The sequence below is a fragment of the Sedimenticola hydrogenitrophicus genome (genome assembly GCF_025175675.1).
Taxonomy (GTDB): Bacteria; Pseudomonadota; Gammaproteobacteria; order Chromatiales; family Chromatiaceae; genus Sedimenticola; species Sedimenticola hydrogenitrophicus.
Genome location: NZ_JANIOA010000001.1, coordinates 392367 through 406983, shown reverse-complemented (window position 1 = coordinate 406983; position 14617 = coordinate 392367). Strand labels below are relative to the sequence as shown.

The window sequence follows — 14617 nt, the reverse complement described above, 5'->3', positions numbered from 1 at the left end:
AAGATTGTTTATCCATCACCAGATGAACAGTTAAAGATTGTCCAGATGCTGAACCCGATCGAGGCCCAGATTGTTTCTCTTGAATTGCAGTTAGACAAACTTCGAATGCAGAAATCCGGCCTAATGCATGACCTCCTCACTGGCAAGGTCCTGGTTCAGGTCGATACAGAAGCGGAACAGGCAGACGAACTCGTCTAATTGGCTATAGGGAGAGCGCATGGCATCCATTAGGGAACAGAAACTGATTTACCATCTGACAAGCCTGAAGAATATCGGCCCTATTCTGGAAAGCGGCCTACAGCCGCGATCAGCCTTGAATGGGTTTCAAGATATTGCTGATGCAGAGATTTTAGAGGGACGTGCTCAGCATGGGCTGGATCACTATGTTCCTTTTCACTGGTTCTCGCGAAACCCCTTTGATGGTCGTGTACAAAAAGACCGGGCCGACGAAGATTTCGTGCTGATAACGGTGCGACGGACTCTTGCTGAAGGGAAAAACTGGAAGGTTTTGCCAAGACACCCATTGGCCAGACAGGAGCTAAGGCTTTACGATTATCAAGAAGGCTTAGACCTGATTGATTGGGGTTTGATGCAAACGCGAGACTACAGCGATGCCGCTTGTAAAAGTGTCTGTATGGCGGAATGTTTGTCGCCCGTGCCTATCAGTCCTTCTGGATTTTTTATGATTTATGTACCATCTGATCAAGTCAGAGACGTGGTGGTTAAAGAAGTTGAAAGACGAAGCCTATGCCTTGATGTGACAGTGAACCGAGGTATGTTCTGCTAATGGCGTACACGAATTTGAATCCTGACAAGGCGCTGATATGGCGCATTGTTCACAGGGATAATTTACCGTGGATTCTGGACAATGGCCTGCATTGTGGTAATGGCGGGCATCATTCGCCGGACTGGGTCAGTATCGGCAACCCTGAATTGATCATGAAGAGGGCTACCCATCCGGTGCCCGTCAATCCCGGCGGTGTATTGAATGACTATGTGCCATTCTACTTCACGCCTTTCTCGGTCATGCTTAATAACATCCATACCGGCTGGGGTGGCATAACGAAACGATCCAATGATGAGATAGTCATATTGGTATCAAGCCTTTATCATGTCCAGGAACAGGGTTTGCCTTTTGTCTTTACCGATAGCCATGCGTACTATCAGTGGGCGAATTTTTATACAGATCTAAAAGATTTGGACAAAGTTGACTGGAAGATTCTTCAGCAGCGTGACTTCAAGCGAGACCCGGACGATCCGGGTAAGTTCGAGCGCTATCAGGCAGAGGCGTTAATCCATCAGCACTGTCCTATATCGGCCTTGTTGGGTGTGGTGTGTTATACGGAACGACTAAAGGAACAAGTCGGGCAACTTCTCGATGAGCGTGGAATCGAGTTGCCTGTATATGCTCGTCGTGGGTGGTATTTCTAATGATTAAATATGCACAGGGTAATCTTCTGGAAGCCGATGCCGAGGCATTGGTAAATACCGTCAATACCGTTGGTGTCATGGGTAAAGGCATTGCGTTGATGTTTAAAGAGCGTTTTGCCAGGAACATGGAAGAGTATGCGAAGGCCTGCAAGGCCAGGCAGGTGCATACAGGAAAAATGTTTGTAACCGAGACACATGAGCTTATGGGGCCGAAATGGATAATCAATTTCCCCACTAAGCAACACTGGCGCAATCCCTCAAAACTGGAGTGGATAGTAACCGGTTTGCAGGATTTGAAAGAATTTATTTCGGCAAATCATGTCAGGTCGATTGCTATTCCGCCGTTGGGTTCAGGTAATGGTGGCCTGGATTGGTCGATAGTAAAAAATGAAATTGAACAGGCACTCGGCGATTTGAGTGAGGTCGATATTCTGGTTTATGAGCCAACCGGCAAATACCAGAATGTTGCTAAGAAGAAAGGCGTGGAAAAACTTACTCCTTCTCGAGCGCTAATAGCGGAGCTTGTGCGCCGCTATTGGGTTCTTGGTATGGAATGCAGCCTGCTGGAGATTCAGAAACTGGCATGGTTTCTTGAAAGGGTCATTGAACGTCAGTGTTTGGAGAACCCACTGAAACTCGAATTCAAGACGAACAATTATGGACCTTACGCGGATAGGCTAAGACATCTGTTGGATGCGCTTGACGGCAGCTATTTGAAATGTGAGAAGCGAATTGCCGACGCTGATCCGCTTGATGTGATCTGGTTTGACGACAGTAAGCGCAAAAAGGTTGATACCTATTTACATTCGGAGGCTAAGGCCTATTTGCCTGCGTTGGAGTTAACCTCTGAAATTATCGATGGATTTGAATCCCCTTATGGCATGGAACTGCTGTCGACGGTTGATTGGTTGATATCCAGGGAAGGTTATCAACCTACTGTTGAGGCAATTGAAGAGGGGATAAGGCACTGGCCCGCGGGAGAGCGTTGGGCAGAGCGTAAAGCCAAATTGTTCGATCGGCGCGCAATTGGTATCGCACTAGAGCATTTACAGCACGTTACTATCTGATATGTCTGAATACATGGAGGTCGAACAGCCCTTCCTGCAACAACTGACGCGCTGGGGTTAGGAGAGCATCGCGCCTGACCGATCCGCGCAAGGGCCTGCCGGGGGGAGGGGCGCCAAGGCCAAGGTGGGGCAGGACTCCCTGGATAACGCCCGGAGGGATGGTTTGCCTGCATTTATCAGTCGATTTTTGTGCAATCAGGTCAAAAAATGACGTTTTAATGGTGTGTGAGTGTTATTTGTGTGCTAATTTTGGCAAATAATGTCAGAAATCCACGCTTAAACGGGGTTTAGCCGGATGTTGATCGAGTTCAGTGTGGCCAATTTCCGCTCGCTGCGGGAGTCGCAGACCTTCAGCCTTGCCAAGGCCAAGGGTGATGAGCTGCTGGAAACCAACACCTTCACCGCCACTGCGTTCAACCGCTTCGAGCTGTTGCGCTCTGCCGCCATCTATGGCCCCAACGCCAGTGGCAAGTCCAATTTCCTGATGGCCCTGCGCACCATGCGCCAGGTGGTGCTGGAGTCGGCCACCAGCCTGCAGCGCGGCGATCGGCTCCCTGTCACCCCTTTTCGTTTGCACCCCGCCGCGGCCAGTCAGCCCAGTGAGTTCGAGGTCACCTTCATTGTCGGCGAGGTGCGCTACCAGTACGGTTTCTCGGCTACGGCGGAACGCATCCATGAGGAGTGGCTGTTGGCCTATCCGAAGGGGCGGTCGCAACGCTGGTTCGGGCGGATCTGGGACGAGCAGCGTGGGGGTTATGACTGGGAGCTTGGCAACAATCTCAGCGGCGAGAAACAGCTGTGGCAGAAATCCACCCGTGACAACGCGCTGTTTCTCTCCACCGCCGTGCAGCTTAACAGCGAACAGCTGCAACCGATCTACGACTGGTTCAAGAACACCTTGCGCATGACCCAGGTTGGCGGTTGGACCGCCGCCTTCAGTGCATCGCTCTGCGAACAGAGCGAGAAGGCGCAGGTGATGGACTTTTTGCGCGCCGCCGATCTGGATATCGACGATATTCAGATTGAGAAAAAGACGTTCGATGTCCAGACATTGCCCGATGACATCCCGGAGCCGTTGCGGGCTGCTATCGCCAGTGACATGAAGGACAAGCAGACCGTCCGGATCAAAACAGTGCATAAAGGCAGCGACGGGGAGGCGGTCATCTTTGATCTTGCCGATGAGTCCGACGGCACCCAAAAACTTTTTGCTTTCGCCGGCCCCTGGATTGACGCACTGGCCAATGGCTATGTGCTGTTTATCGATGAGCTGCACGACAATCTGCACCCCCGATTGGTGCAGTTTCTGGTGCAATTGTTTCATAACGCGGAAACCAACCGCCACAACGCTCAACTTGTCTTTACCACCCACGAAACGTCCATCCTCAACCAGGATGTCTTCCGGCGCGACCAGATCTGGTTTTGCGAGAAAACCCGCGACCAGGCCACCTGCCTCTACCCGCTTACGGACTTCAGCCCACGCAAGGGGCGGGAAAACCTGGAATTGGCCTACCTTTCGGGGCGCTATGGCGCAATGCCCTATATCCGGCCGCTGAAAAAGAGGGCCTGATGGGTACCGATGATCTTTTCCACAAGCGCAAGGCGAAAAGTGCGGCAAGACTCAAGCGGCGTGAGATAAACCGCGCCCCTTATGCCAAGGTGTTGATCGTTTGCGAGGGGGAAAAGACCGAGCCCAATTACTTCAACGGCCTGCGGGACCACTACGGCCTGAACACCGCCAATGTGGAGGTTTGCGGTGAGTGCGGATCGGACCCCATGGGCATTATCCGCCATGCCAGGCAGCGTTACAGGGAAGAGAAGGATGCGGGCGATACGTTCGACGGGGTCTATTGTGTGTTCGATAAGGACACCCATGCCCACTACGACCAGGCCGTCGATACGGTAAGGCGCATGACGCCAAAGGATACCTATTTCGCGATCACCTCGGTGCCCTGTTTCGAGTACTGGTTGCTGCTGCACTTCATCTATACCACCCGGCCCTACACCGCTTTGCCGGGCAACAGTGCGGGTAACCAGGTGCTGGCTGAACTGAAAGGTTATATGCCCGGATATGAAAAGGGCGCTGGCACGGTTTTTTCGTCACTTGTCGGACAACTGGAGTTTGCCAAAGGCAATGCGGCGCGCGCCCTGAGGGCTGCCGAGGACAATGGTATGGATAACCCATCGACCCGTGTGCATCTGCTGGTGGATTTTCTCCAGAACATCATGGTTCAACCATGACGCCGTTCACCCATTCCGAGGCTGCCCATGTCTGAATACACGGAGGTCGAACAGCCCTTTCTGCAGCAACTGGCGGCGCTGGGTTGGGAGACCATCGACCAGGGCGCGGAGATCCCCAGCGACCCGGGCAAGAGCCTGCGCCTCAGTTTCCGCCAGTGGCTGCTGCCGGAGGTGTTCGCCAAATCGGTCGCGGCCATCAACACCACCGCCGAGGGCAAGCCCTGGCTCACCGTCAAGCAGTTGCAGGAGCTGCAGGAGCAGATCCTGCGCCAGCCGGGCCGCACTCTGCTGGAGGCCAACGAGACGATCCAGAAGCTGTTGTTCAAGGCGCAAGTGGAGGTGAACGAGCTCACCGGCGAGCAGGATCCGGTGGTGCGGCTCATCGACTTCGCCCGCCCGGAGAACAACCACTTCCTCGCCATCAACCAGTTCCGCATCGACACGCCGGGCTGCGTTAAGCAGTTCATCATCCCTGACATCGTGCTGTTCGTGAACGGCATCCCCCTCGCCGTGGTGGAGTGCAAGAAGGGCGGCCCCACCTGCGCCAACCCCATGGTCGAGGCCTTCACCCAGTTGCAGCGCTACATGAACCAGCGCCCGGAGACCCGCCGGCAGGGGCTGCGCGAGGGCGAACCGCGGCTGTTCCACACCAACCTGCTGCTGATCCGCACCCGGGGCGCGGAGGCCGACTACGGCACCATCACCTCCGGCGAGGAGCACTTCTACCCCTGGAAAACCCAGTGGCCGCAGCCCGACGCCATCGCGGAGGGGATGGACCCGCAGCAGCAGTTGATCAACGGCATGCTGGGCAAGGCCAACCTGCTCGGCATACTGCGCACCTCCTCGGTCTTCATGGACACCGACGCCGGCCCGCGCATCAAGGTGGTGTGCCGCTACCAGCAGTTTCGCGCCGCCCACAAGATCATCGAACGCCTGCGCAACGGACGCACCGCCGAGGAGAAGAGCGGCGTAGTGTGGCACACCCAGGGTTCCGGCAAGAGCCTGACCATGGTGTTCGTGGCGCGCATGCTGCGTGTTTCGCCGGACCTTGCCGACTACAAGATCCTGCTCATCAACGACCGGGTAGACCTGGAAGAGCAGCTTGCCGAAACCGCCACCCTCATCGGCGGCCGGGTGCACGTCATCGACAGCCGCAAGGCGCTGCGCGCGCAACTGGCCGGCGACAGCTCCGACATCAACATGGTGATGGTGCACAAGTTCCAACTACACGAACCGAGTCTGCCGCTGAAGGTGGCCGAGGCGCTGGGCACCTATCAGGCCATCCCCGGCAGCCAGACTTTCGGCGTGGTGAACGATTCCTCGCGCATCGTGCTGATGATTGACGAGGCCCACCGCACCCAGAGCTCCGACCTGGGCGACAATATCTTCGAGGCCTTCCCCAACGCCGCCCGCATCGCCTTTACCGGTACGCCGCTGATTACAGAGCGCCACGGCGAGAGGAAGACCGTCAAGCGCTTCGGCGAGTACATCGACACCTACAAACTGATGGACGCGGTGGCGGACGGCACCACTCTGCAGATCCTCTACGAAGGGCGCACCGCCGACACGGCGCTGAATGACAAGCACGGCTTCGAGACCCGCTTCGAAAACCTCTTCAAGGAGCGCAGCGAGGAGGAGCTGCTGGCGATCAAGAAAAAGTACGGCGCCAGCGGCGACCTGCTGGAAGCCGAGCAGCGTATCAAGGCCATTGCCAAAGACATGGTGCAGCACTATCTGCAACACATCTTCCCCAACGGTTTCAAGGCGCAGGTGGTCTGCCACTCCAAGCTGGCGGCGGTGCGTTACCAGAAGGCGATCCACCAGGCGCTGGCCGAGACCATTTCCGGGCTGGAAGCCGCACCTGTGCCGGATTTTGAGCTGATCCGCAAGCTGCGCTTTCTCAAGGCGGCGGTGGTGATCTCCAGCGACGGCACCAACGAGGCGGCCTGGATCACCGAGGCGCGCAAGCAGGCCAAGGCATGGAGCGCGGTGGAGAACTTCTGCAAGCCCTTCGCCTTCGACGACCCTGACAAACCCTATACCGGTATCGCCTTCCTGGTGGTGTGCGACATGCTGCTCACCGGCTTCGACGCCCCCATCGAGCAGGTGATGTATCTCGACAAGAAGATCCGCGAACACACCCTGCTACAGGCCATCGCCCGCACCAACCGGGTGAAGAAGGGTAAACAGCGCGGCTATGTGGTGGATTACATCGGGTTGACCCACAACCTCACCGAAGCCCTGACGCTCTATGCCGCCGCCGACGAGCAGCAGGAACTGGCCCAGGGGCTCAAGAGTATCACCTCCGAGGTGCCGGTGCTGGAGGAGCGCTATCAGCGCCTGTTGCAGCTCTTCGCCGGGCACAAGGTGGGCAGGGTGCGCGAGTTTGTCGAGGGCAAGCTGGCCAAGGTAGAGGAGGATGCCGCCGTGGTGCACGAGGCGGTGAAGCTGCTGAAGGAGGAGAAGATCCGTGCCGACTTCGATGTCTACCTCAAGAAGTTCCTGATGAGCATGGACATCATCCTTCCCCACAAGGCGGCCCACCCTTACCGGGTACCCGCCAAGCGCTTCGGCTACATCCTGCGCGTGGCCAAGGAGCGCTACAAGGACGATACCCTCAACCTGGGCGATGCCGGGCAAAAGGTGCGCGACCTGATCAATGAGCACCTGATCAGCCTCGGCATCAATCCCAAGGTTCCGCCGGTGGAGCTGCTGGCAGACGACTTTATCGAAAAGCTCAACCAGCACGCCGCCGGCAATGCCGAGGCCAAGGCCAGCGAGATGGAGCACGCCATCCGCAAGCACTGCACCGTACACCACGACGAAGATCCGGCCTTCTACAAGAACCTGTCGGAGAAAGTTGAGCGACTGATCCGTGAGCATCAGGGACAGTGGGAAAAACTGGCCGAGGAGCTGGAGAGGCTGCGCACCGACGCCATCGAGGGGCGCCGGCAGGGCGAGGAGGGGATGAGCCGCGAGGCCACCACCTTCTATGAGCATATCGCCAATGAGGCCTTTGGCGGCGAAGTGCCAAAGGAGGCCAGGCCGAAAATGAAGGCGCTAATGGAGGCCATCGTAGACACCCTGCAGGAGAGCATCGGCAGCATCGACTACTGGCACAACAGCGACAAGCAGAAGAAGACTCGTAGCGAGATCAAGACTGCGCTGACCTTGACCGGCATCGCAGAATTAAAGGTCAACCGCGAACGTATCGCTATCGAGATCATGAAACTCGCCAAGAACCGTCACGATGAATTGTTGAAAGGCGCGGCGGGAGGTAACAACGAATGAATGCGCGACGTGTGAGAGACATTGAATACCAGCTGTTGCCCGGCAGCCCGCGCAAGACCACCGACATCGTGATCGAGCGCAGTGGCGTGGTGACCGTGCGACCGCCCGCCGGCTACACCCCTGAACAGGTGGATGCGGTGGTGGAGAGCAAGCGAATGTGGATCTACCGCAACCTGGCCGAATGGAAGGACCTGAACGCCAGCGCCGTGGCGCGGGAATGGGTTAACGGCGAAACCTTCCTCTACCTGGGCCGCGCCTATCGCCTGTCGCTGGTCTCCGGACTGGATTGCACCCTGCAACTGAAGGAGGGGCGCTTCTGCCTCAGCCGCGAGGTGATCGAACAGGGCGGAACCGACGCTGCCAGGCAGGCCTTTGAAGCCTATTTCAGCGACAAAGGCTTGCAGCGCCTGCGCGAACGGGTGGCCTGGTTTGCGCCCAAGGTGGGTGTGAAGGTGAGTAGCATCAAGGTGAAGGGGATGGGCTACCGCTGGGCCAGCTGTGGCAAGAGCGGTACCCTCAATTTCCACTGGAAGTGCATGATGGCCCCGCCGAAGATCATCGACTACATCGTGGTCCACGAGCTTTGCCATTTCCACCATAGAGACCACAGCGACGCCTTCTGGAACGAGGTGGACAAGGTGATGCCGGATTACCGGGAGAGGAAGGAGTGGCTAAGGAAACATGGCGCCAGCCTTGATGTATAGCAGCGTAACGATTCACGCAAGTTCGTGGCCGGGCCGGGCACTTCAGGGACGAGCCAGTAGATAACTGTTTTCGGGTACGCCTCCCTCTTTTGTCCCCAGTTTCGCCGGCCTCCGTCATCGGGTCGACGACTGCTACCGATGGATGACTTCATCACCTGGCTAGTTCAGGATCTCAAGCGAATCGCCGTCTGCAACGGTGTATTCCAATCACGGTCCACACGGGCATTCGTGTGGTCCAATGCCTCCATCCGGGCTAGGCTGTTAAGGTACAAGGAAGAACCGGGAACGGCGCATGGGTGAGGATTTCTCCACTTTCTATTTTCTGGGCGTGGCCCTGGCCATCGGCCTGCTGATCGGCGTCGAGCGCGGCTGGCAGGAGCGCGAGGCGGAAGAGGGGGGGCGTATCGCGGGGGTACGCACCTATGGCCTGATTGGTCTGCTCGGCGGCTGCGCGGCACTGCTCTCCGAGTTCGTCGGCCCGCTGTCGCTGGGGCTGATGTTTGTCGCCCTGGCCGGGGTCCTGACGGCGGTCTACGTGGTCAATCTGCAACGCGAGGACGATGTCGGTATCACCAGCCTGGTGACCGGCCTGTTGACCTTCCTGCTGGGGGCCATAGCGGTCAAGGGCGAGGTGGTGGTGGCCTCCGCCCTGGCGGTGGTGACCGCGTTGCTGCTCAGTTACAAGCCGGTGCTGCACCGCTGGGTGAGCGCGCTGGAGCAGAAGGAGCTGCATGCCGGGATCAAGCTGCTGCTGATCTCCGTGGTGCTGCTGCCGGCCTTGCCGAACCAGGGATTTGGCCCCTGGAAGGCGCTCAACCCCTATACCATCTGGTGGATGGTGGTGTTGATCGCCTCGATCTCTTTTGTCGGTTATTTCGCGGTCAAGATAGGCGGCGCCCGCCACGGCACCCTGTTCACCGGGCTGTTCGGCGGCATGGCCTCCTCCACCGCGCTGACCCTGCATTTCTCCCGCCTGTCGCGCAACGACCGGGCCATGGGCCCGATACTCTCCATGGGCATACTGTTCGCCTGCGGAACCATGTTTCCGCGCATGCTATTGATTGCAACCGCGCTCAACCCGCGCCTGTTCGAGCCCCTGCTGTTACCGACCCTGGTGATGGCGCTGCTGGTCTATCTGCCGGTATTGTTCTACTGGCGGCTGCACCGACGTCAGGATACGGAGATGGTCTCTCCCCTGAAAAATCCCCTGGAGCTGAAAACCGCGGTCGTGTTCGGGCTGCTGCTGGCCGTGGTGATGCTGCTGGGCCGGGCGCTGAAGGAGTGGTTCGGCGATGCCGGACTGCTCGCCCTGGCGGCCGCCTCGGGGGTGGCGGATGTGGATGCCATCACCCTCTCCCTGGCCCGCCTGGGTCCCGCCGATGTGGATCAGCGGGTGGTGGTCCTGGGGCTGCTGATCGCGGCGTCCGCCAACAGCCTGACCAAGGCGGGACTGGCCAGTGCCATCGGCGGCGGCCGGGTCGGACTGTTGGTCGGCTTACCGCTGCTGGTGAGCGCGGTCACCGGCCTGGCGCTGGGCTGGCTGTTGGTCTGGTGAGCTGGAAGGGTTTACATCCATCCCCAGAATGCAAAAGGGCGCCGCGGAGCGCCCTTTTTCCTCAAGCGACCCAGGGGCTTACTCGGCCTCCTTGTCCCGCTCGATCAGCGCATAGGCTGAGTGGTTGTGGATGGACTCGAAGTTTTCCGACTCGACGATGTAGGCGCAGAAGCGGTCATCCTGGTCCAGCCTGCCGGCCACATCCCGCACCATGTCCTCGACGAACTTGGGATTGTCATAGGCGCGCTCGGTGACGAACTTCTCGTCCGGCCGTTTCAACAGGCCGTAGAGTTCGCAGGAGGCCTGGCTCTCCACCAGGTCGATGATCTCCTCCACCCAGACGAAGCCGCAGGTGCGTACCTGCACGGTGACGTGGGAGCGCTGGTTGTGCGCGCCGCGATCGGAGATCTTCTTCGAACAGGGGCAGAGGCTGGTGACCGGTACCTGCACCTTGATGTAGGTGATCGGCTTGCCGGCGTGCACCTCGCCGATGAAGGTGACGTCGTAGTCGAGCAGGCTCTGCACACCGGAGATCGGGGCGGTCTTGTTGATGAAATAGGGGAAGTTCATCTCGATGTGGCCCGATTCGGCCTCCAGCTTCTCGGCCATCTCGGACAGCATCACCTTGAAGTTGTCGATGCTAATCTCCTTCTCGTGGGAGTTGAGAATCTCCACGAAGCGGGACATGTGGGTGCCCTTGAAGTTGTGCGGCAGGTTCACGTACATGTTGAAGGTGGCGATGGTGTGCTGCTCGCCGTCACTGCGGTCCTTGACCCGGACCGGGTGGCGGATGTCCTTGATCCCCACCTTGTTGATGGCGATCTGCCGGGTATCGGCGCTGCTCTGTACGTCGGCAATCTCAGTGGTGGTCGTCACTGTCTCTGTTCCTCGCTACAACGGTGCGCACACGATCCGGCCTACGCATCCAACAATTATGCCCTGACTTGCAATCTACCCTGATTGACGGGGGGCGAACACCGGCGGTTTGCCGGGTTTTGCCCCCGCGCCGGCACCGATAGCCGCCAGGGAACCCGGGATTATGATCGCTGGCATGGTTCTGTGCAACATCAGTGTCGGTTAATGTTCCGGCCTTTACTTATAAAAGCAAATATTATCAATAAGATAGGTGTATTTGCTGTGAGTGTTAAGGCGGTCTGGATAACCCTTTGGATGGTTGCGCCGCGGAATAGTTGCCGACGGCACCGATTTCCGACCTATTACCTTGGTAATTTGGTGGAATAGTGGTTTTCAACTTGGCGACCGATTGCGGGACCCTACTAACCACTTGTTGCCATTGAAGAAAATACCCATCTCCCGACAAGAAACTGATAAATATCAGAAAAATCGGTTTGGCATAACCGTTGCAATCCCGGCTCCCCAGGCTGCGGCACAAACTCTGAAAAACGCCGCGCCACCCACCCATGCACTGGAGGAGTCGGGAAATGAGAGAGACCTTTTACGAAGTGATGCGGCGGCAGGGGATTACCCGCCGCAGTTTTTTGAAATATTGCAGTCTGACCGCCTCGGCGCTGGGACTGGGGCCGGCCTTCGCGCCGACCATCGCCGAGGCGATGGAGACCAAGCCGCGCATTCCGGTGCTCTGGCTGCACGGCCTGGAGTGCACCTGCTGTTCCGAGTCGTTCATCCGCTCGGCCCATCCGCTGGCCAAGGACGTGGTGCTGTCGATGATCTCGCTGGACTACGACGACACCATCATGGCCGCCGCCGGCCACGAGGCGGAGGCGATCATCGAGGAGATCATCGAGAAGTACGACGGCAACTACATCCTGGCGGTGGAGGGCAACCCGCCGCTGGACGAGGACGGCATGTACTGCATCATCGGCGGCAAGCCGTTCGTCGAGCAGCTGCGCAAGGCGGCGGAGCACTGCAAGGCGATCATCTCCTGGGGCTCCTGCGCCTCCTGGGGCTGCGTACAGGCGGCGCGCCCCAACCCGACCCGCGCCACCCCGGTGCACAAGGTGCCGGGGCTGGCGGACAAGCCGATCATCAAGGTGCCGGGCTGTCCGCCCATCGCCGAGGTGATGACCGCGGTGATCACTTACATCCTCACCTTCGAGCGCTTCCCCGAGCTGGACCGGCAGGGGCGCCCGCTGATGTTCTACAGCCAGCGCATCCACGACAAGTGCTACCGGCGCTCCCATTTCGATGCCGGCCAGTTCGTCGAGCATTGGGATGACGAGGCGGCACGCAAGGGCTACTGCCTCTACAAGATGGGCTGCAAGGGGCCCACCACCTACAACGCCTGCTCCACGGTGCGCTGGAACGGCGGCCTGTCGTTCCCGATCCAGGCCGGGCACGGCTGCATCGGCTGTTCCGAGGACGGCTTCTGGGACAAGGGCAGCTTCTATGACCGGGTGACCGACACTCATCAGTTCGGTATCGAGGCCAACGCCGACAAGGTGGGCTTCGCTGCCGCCGGCACCGTGGGCGCCGCCGCCGCGGCCCACCTGGCGGTCACCGCCATCAAACAGGCTCAGCACAAAGGGGAGCAGGATCAATGAGCATCAAACAGACACCCAACGGTTTTTCCCTGGACGACTCCGGCAAGCGCGTGGTGGTGGACCCGGTCACCCGGATCGAGGGCCACATGCGCTGCGAAGTGAATGTGGATGAGAACAACGTGATCCGCAACGCCGTCTCCACCGGCACCATGTGGCGCGGGCTGGAGGTGATTCTCAAGGGGCGCGACCCGCGCGACGCCTGGGCCTTCACCCAGCGCATCTGCGGCGTCTGCACCGGCACCCACGCCCTCACCTCGGTGCGGGCGGTGGAGGATGCGCTGAACATCCAGATTCCGGAGAACGCCAACTCCATTCGTAACATCATGCAGCTGGCCCTGCAGGCCCACGACCACCTGGTGCACTTCTACCACCTGCACGCCCTGGACTGGGTCAACCCGGTCAATGCCCTGAAGGCGGACCCCAAGGCGACCTCGGAGCTGCAGCAGAAGATATCACCCCGCCATGCGCTCTCCTCGCCAGGCTATTTCCGCGATATCCAGAACCGCCTGAAGAAGTTTGTCGAGTCCGGCCAGTTGGGACCGTTCAAGAACGGCTACTGGACCAACCCGGCCTACCTGCTGCCGCCGGAGGTGGACCTGATGGCGGTGACCCACTACCTGGAGGCACTCGATTTCCAGAAGGAGATCGTCAAGATCCGCACCATCTTCGGCGGCAAGGACCCCCACCCCAACTGGCTGGTGGGCGGCGTGCCCTGCGCCATCAACATGGATGGCATCGGCTCGGTCGGGGGGCTGAACATGGTCAACATGAACCAGATCTCCTCGATCATCGATCAGGTGCGGGAGTTCATTAATAACGTCTACGTGCCGGACCTGCTGGCGATCGCCGGTTTCTACAAGGGCTGGACCTACGGCGGCGGGCTCGCCAGCATGAATGTGCTGGCCTACGGCGACATTCCGGATCGCGCCAACGACTACTCGGCGGACAATCTGATGATGCCTCGCGGCGCCATCATCAACGGCAACCTGAAAGAGGTGCACGAGGTGGACCTGCGCAATCCCGAGGAGATCCAGGAGTTCGTGCCCCACTCCTGGTACAAGTACCCGGACGGGGCCAAGGGCCTGCACCCCTGGGACGGGATCACCGAGGCTGACTTCCAGCTCGGCGCCAACACCAAGGGCAGCAAGACCGATATCCGCCAGATCGACGAGGCGGCCAAGTACTCCTGGATCAAGGCGCCGCGCTGGCGCGGACACGCCATGGAGGTGGGGCCGCTGGCCCGCTACGTCGTCGGCTACGCCAAGGGCGACAAGGAGATCACCGAGCAGATCAACTTCACCTTGAAGACCCTGGACCTGCCGCTGACGGCGCTGTTCTCCACTCTGGGGCGCACCGCGGCGCGCGGCCTCGAGGCGCAGTGGGCGGCCGACAAGATGCGCTACTTCATGGACAAGATGATGGCCAATATCAAGGCCGGCGACAGCGCCACGGCCAACGTCGAGCGCTGGGACCCGGAGACCTGGCCGGCCCAGGCCAAGGGGGTCGGTTTCTCCGAGGCGCCGCGCGGGGCGCTGGGTCACTGGCTGCGCATCGAGGATACCCGCATCGCCAACTACCAGTGCGTGGTTCCCACCACCTGGAACGGTTCACCACGGGATCAGCAGGGCAACATCGGCGCCTTCGAGGCCTCGCTGATGAACACCAAGGTGGAGCGACCGGAGGAGCCGGTGGAGATCCTGCGCACCCTGCACAGCTTCGATCCCTGCCTCGCCTGCTCCACCCACGTGATGAGCGAGGACGGCCAGGAGCTGGCCGAGGTCAAGGTCCGTTAATGCCCAGGAGGCACGG

Annotated in this window: 12 protein-coding genes; 11 read left to right on the top strand and 1 reads right to left on the bottom strand. The window is 59.2% G+C overall.

Annotated elements, in window-relative coordinates; all coding sequences use genetic code 11:
* The 9 genes from NPX02_RS01815 to NPX02_RS01775 all read left to right on the top strand — a co-directional run.
* Nucleotides 1-198: restriction endonuclease subunit S (locus NPX02_RS01815; protein ID WP_418067309.1), on the top strand; the 198-nt coding region annotated here is incomplete at its 5' end.
* A gap of 19 nt (nt 199-217) precedes the next feature.
* Nucleotides 218-787: a DUF4433 domain-containing protein gene (locus NPX02_RS01810; RefSeq protein ID WP_260291419.1), complete on the top strand. Its 570-nt coding sequence runs from the start codon at nt 218-220 to the stop codon at nt 785-787.
* Nucleotides 787-1431 carry a type II toxin-antitoxin system toxin DNA ADP-ribosyl transferase DarT gene (gene darT / locus NPX02_RS01805; protein WP_260291417.1) on the top strand — a complete coding sequence of 215 codons (645 nt, stop codon included), beginning with the start codon at nt 787-789 and terminating at the stop codon, nt 1429-1431. The genes NPX02_RS01810 and darT overlap by 1 nt, the downstream gene beginning before the upstream one ends.
* Nucleotides 1431-2498, top strand: coding sequence for a type II toxin-antitoxin system antitoxin DNA ADP-ribosyl glycohydrolase DarG (gene darG / locus NPX02_RS01800; protein WP_260291416.1), 1068 nt, complete (start codon nt 1431-1433; stop codon nt 2496-2498). The genes darT and darG overlap by 1 nt, the downstream gene beginning before the upstream one ends.
* A 295-nt stretch (nt 2499-2793) precedes the next feature.
* Nucleotides 2794-4065: an AAA family ATPase gene (locus NPX02_RS01795; RefSeq protein ID WP_260291415.1), complete on the top strand. Its 1272-nt coding sequence runs from the start codon at nt 2794-2796 to the stop codon at nt 4063-4065.
* A complete protein-coding gene (locus NPX02_RS01790; RefSeq protein WP_260291414.1) occupies nt 4065-4736 on the top strand; it encodes an RloB family protein in 672 nt (223 codons plus the stop codon). Before NPX02_RS01795 ends, NPX02_RS01790 begins: the two co-directional genes overlap by 1 nt.
* Before the next feature lie 27 nt (nt 4737-4763).
* Nucleotides 4764-8027, top strand: coding sequence for a type I restriction endonuclease subunit R (locus NPX02_RS01785; protein WP_260291412.1), 3264 nt, complete (start codon nt 4764-4766; stop codon nt 8025-8027).
* Nucleotides 8024-8731 carry a M48 family metallopeptidase gene (locus tag NPX02_RS01780; protein WP_260291410.1) on the top strand — a complete coding sequence of 236 codons (708 nt, stop codon included), beginning with the start codon at nt 8024-8026 and terminating at the stop codon, nt 8729-8731. The genes NPX02_RS01785 and NPX02_RS01780 overlap by 4 nt, the downstream gene beginning before the upstream one ends.
* 292 nt (nt 8732-9023) lie before the next feature.
* Entirely contained in the window at nt 9024-10286 is a 1263-nt protein-coding gene (locus tag NPX02_RS01775) for an MgtC/SapB family protein (protein WP_260291408.1), read from the top strand.
* Nucleotides 10287-10364: 78 nt separating this feature from the next.
* Here NPX02_RS01775 and folE2 read toward each other — a convergent pair whose 3' ends face one another.
* Nucleotides 10365-11162, bottom strand: coding sequence for a GTP cyclohydrolase FolE2 (gene folE2 / locus NPX02_RS01770; RefSeq protein ID WP_260291406.1), 798 nt, complete (start codon nt 11160-11162; stop codon nt 10365-10367).
* Nucleotides 11163-11728: 566 nt separating this feature from the next.
* Here folE2 and NPX02_RS01765 point away from each other — a divergent pair.
* Together NPX02_RS01765 and NPX02_RS01760 are read left to right on the top strand one after the other, a co-directional pair.
* Nucleotides 11729-12808: a hydrogenase small subunit gene (locus tag NPX02_RS01765; RefSeq protein ID WP_260291404.1), complete on the top strand. Its 1080-nt coding sequence runs from the start codon at nt 11729-11731 to the stop codon at nt 12806-12808.
* Nucleotides 12805-14601: a nickel-dependent hydrogenase large subunit gene (locus NPX02_RS01760; protein WP_260291402.1), complete on the top strand. Its 1797-nt coding sequence runs from the start codon at nt 12805-12807 to the stop codon at nt 14599-14601. The genes NPX02_RS01765 and NPX02_RS01760 overlap by 4 nt, the downstream gene beginning before the upstream one ends.
* Nucleotides 14602-14617 lie beyond the last annotated feature (16 nt).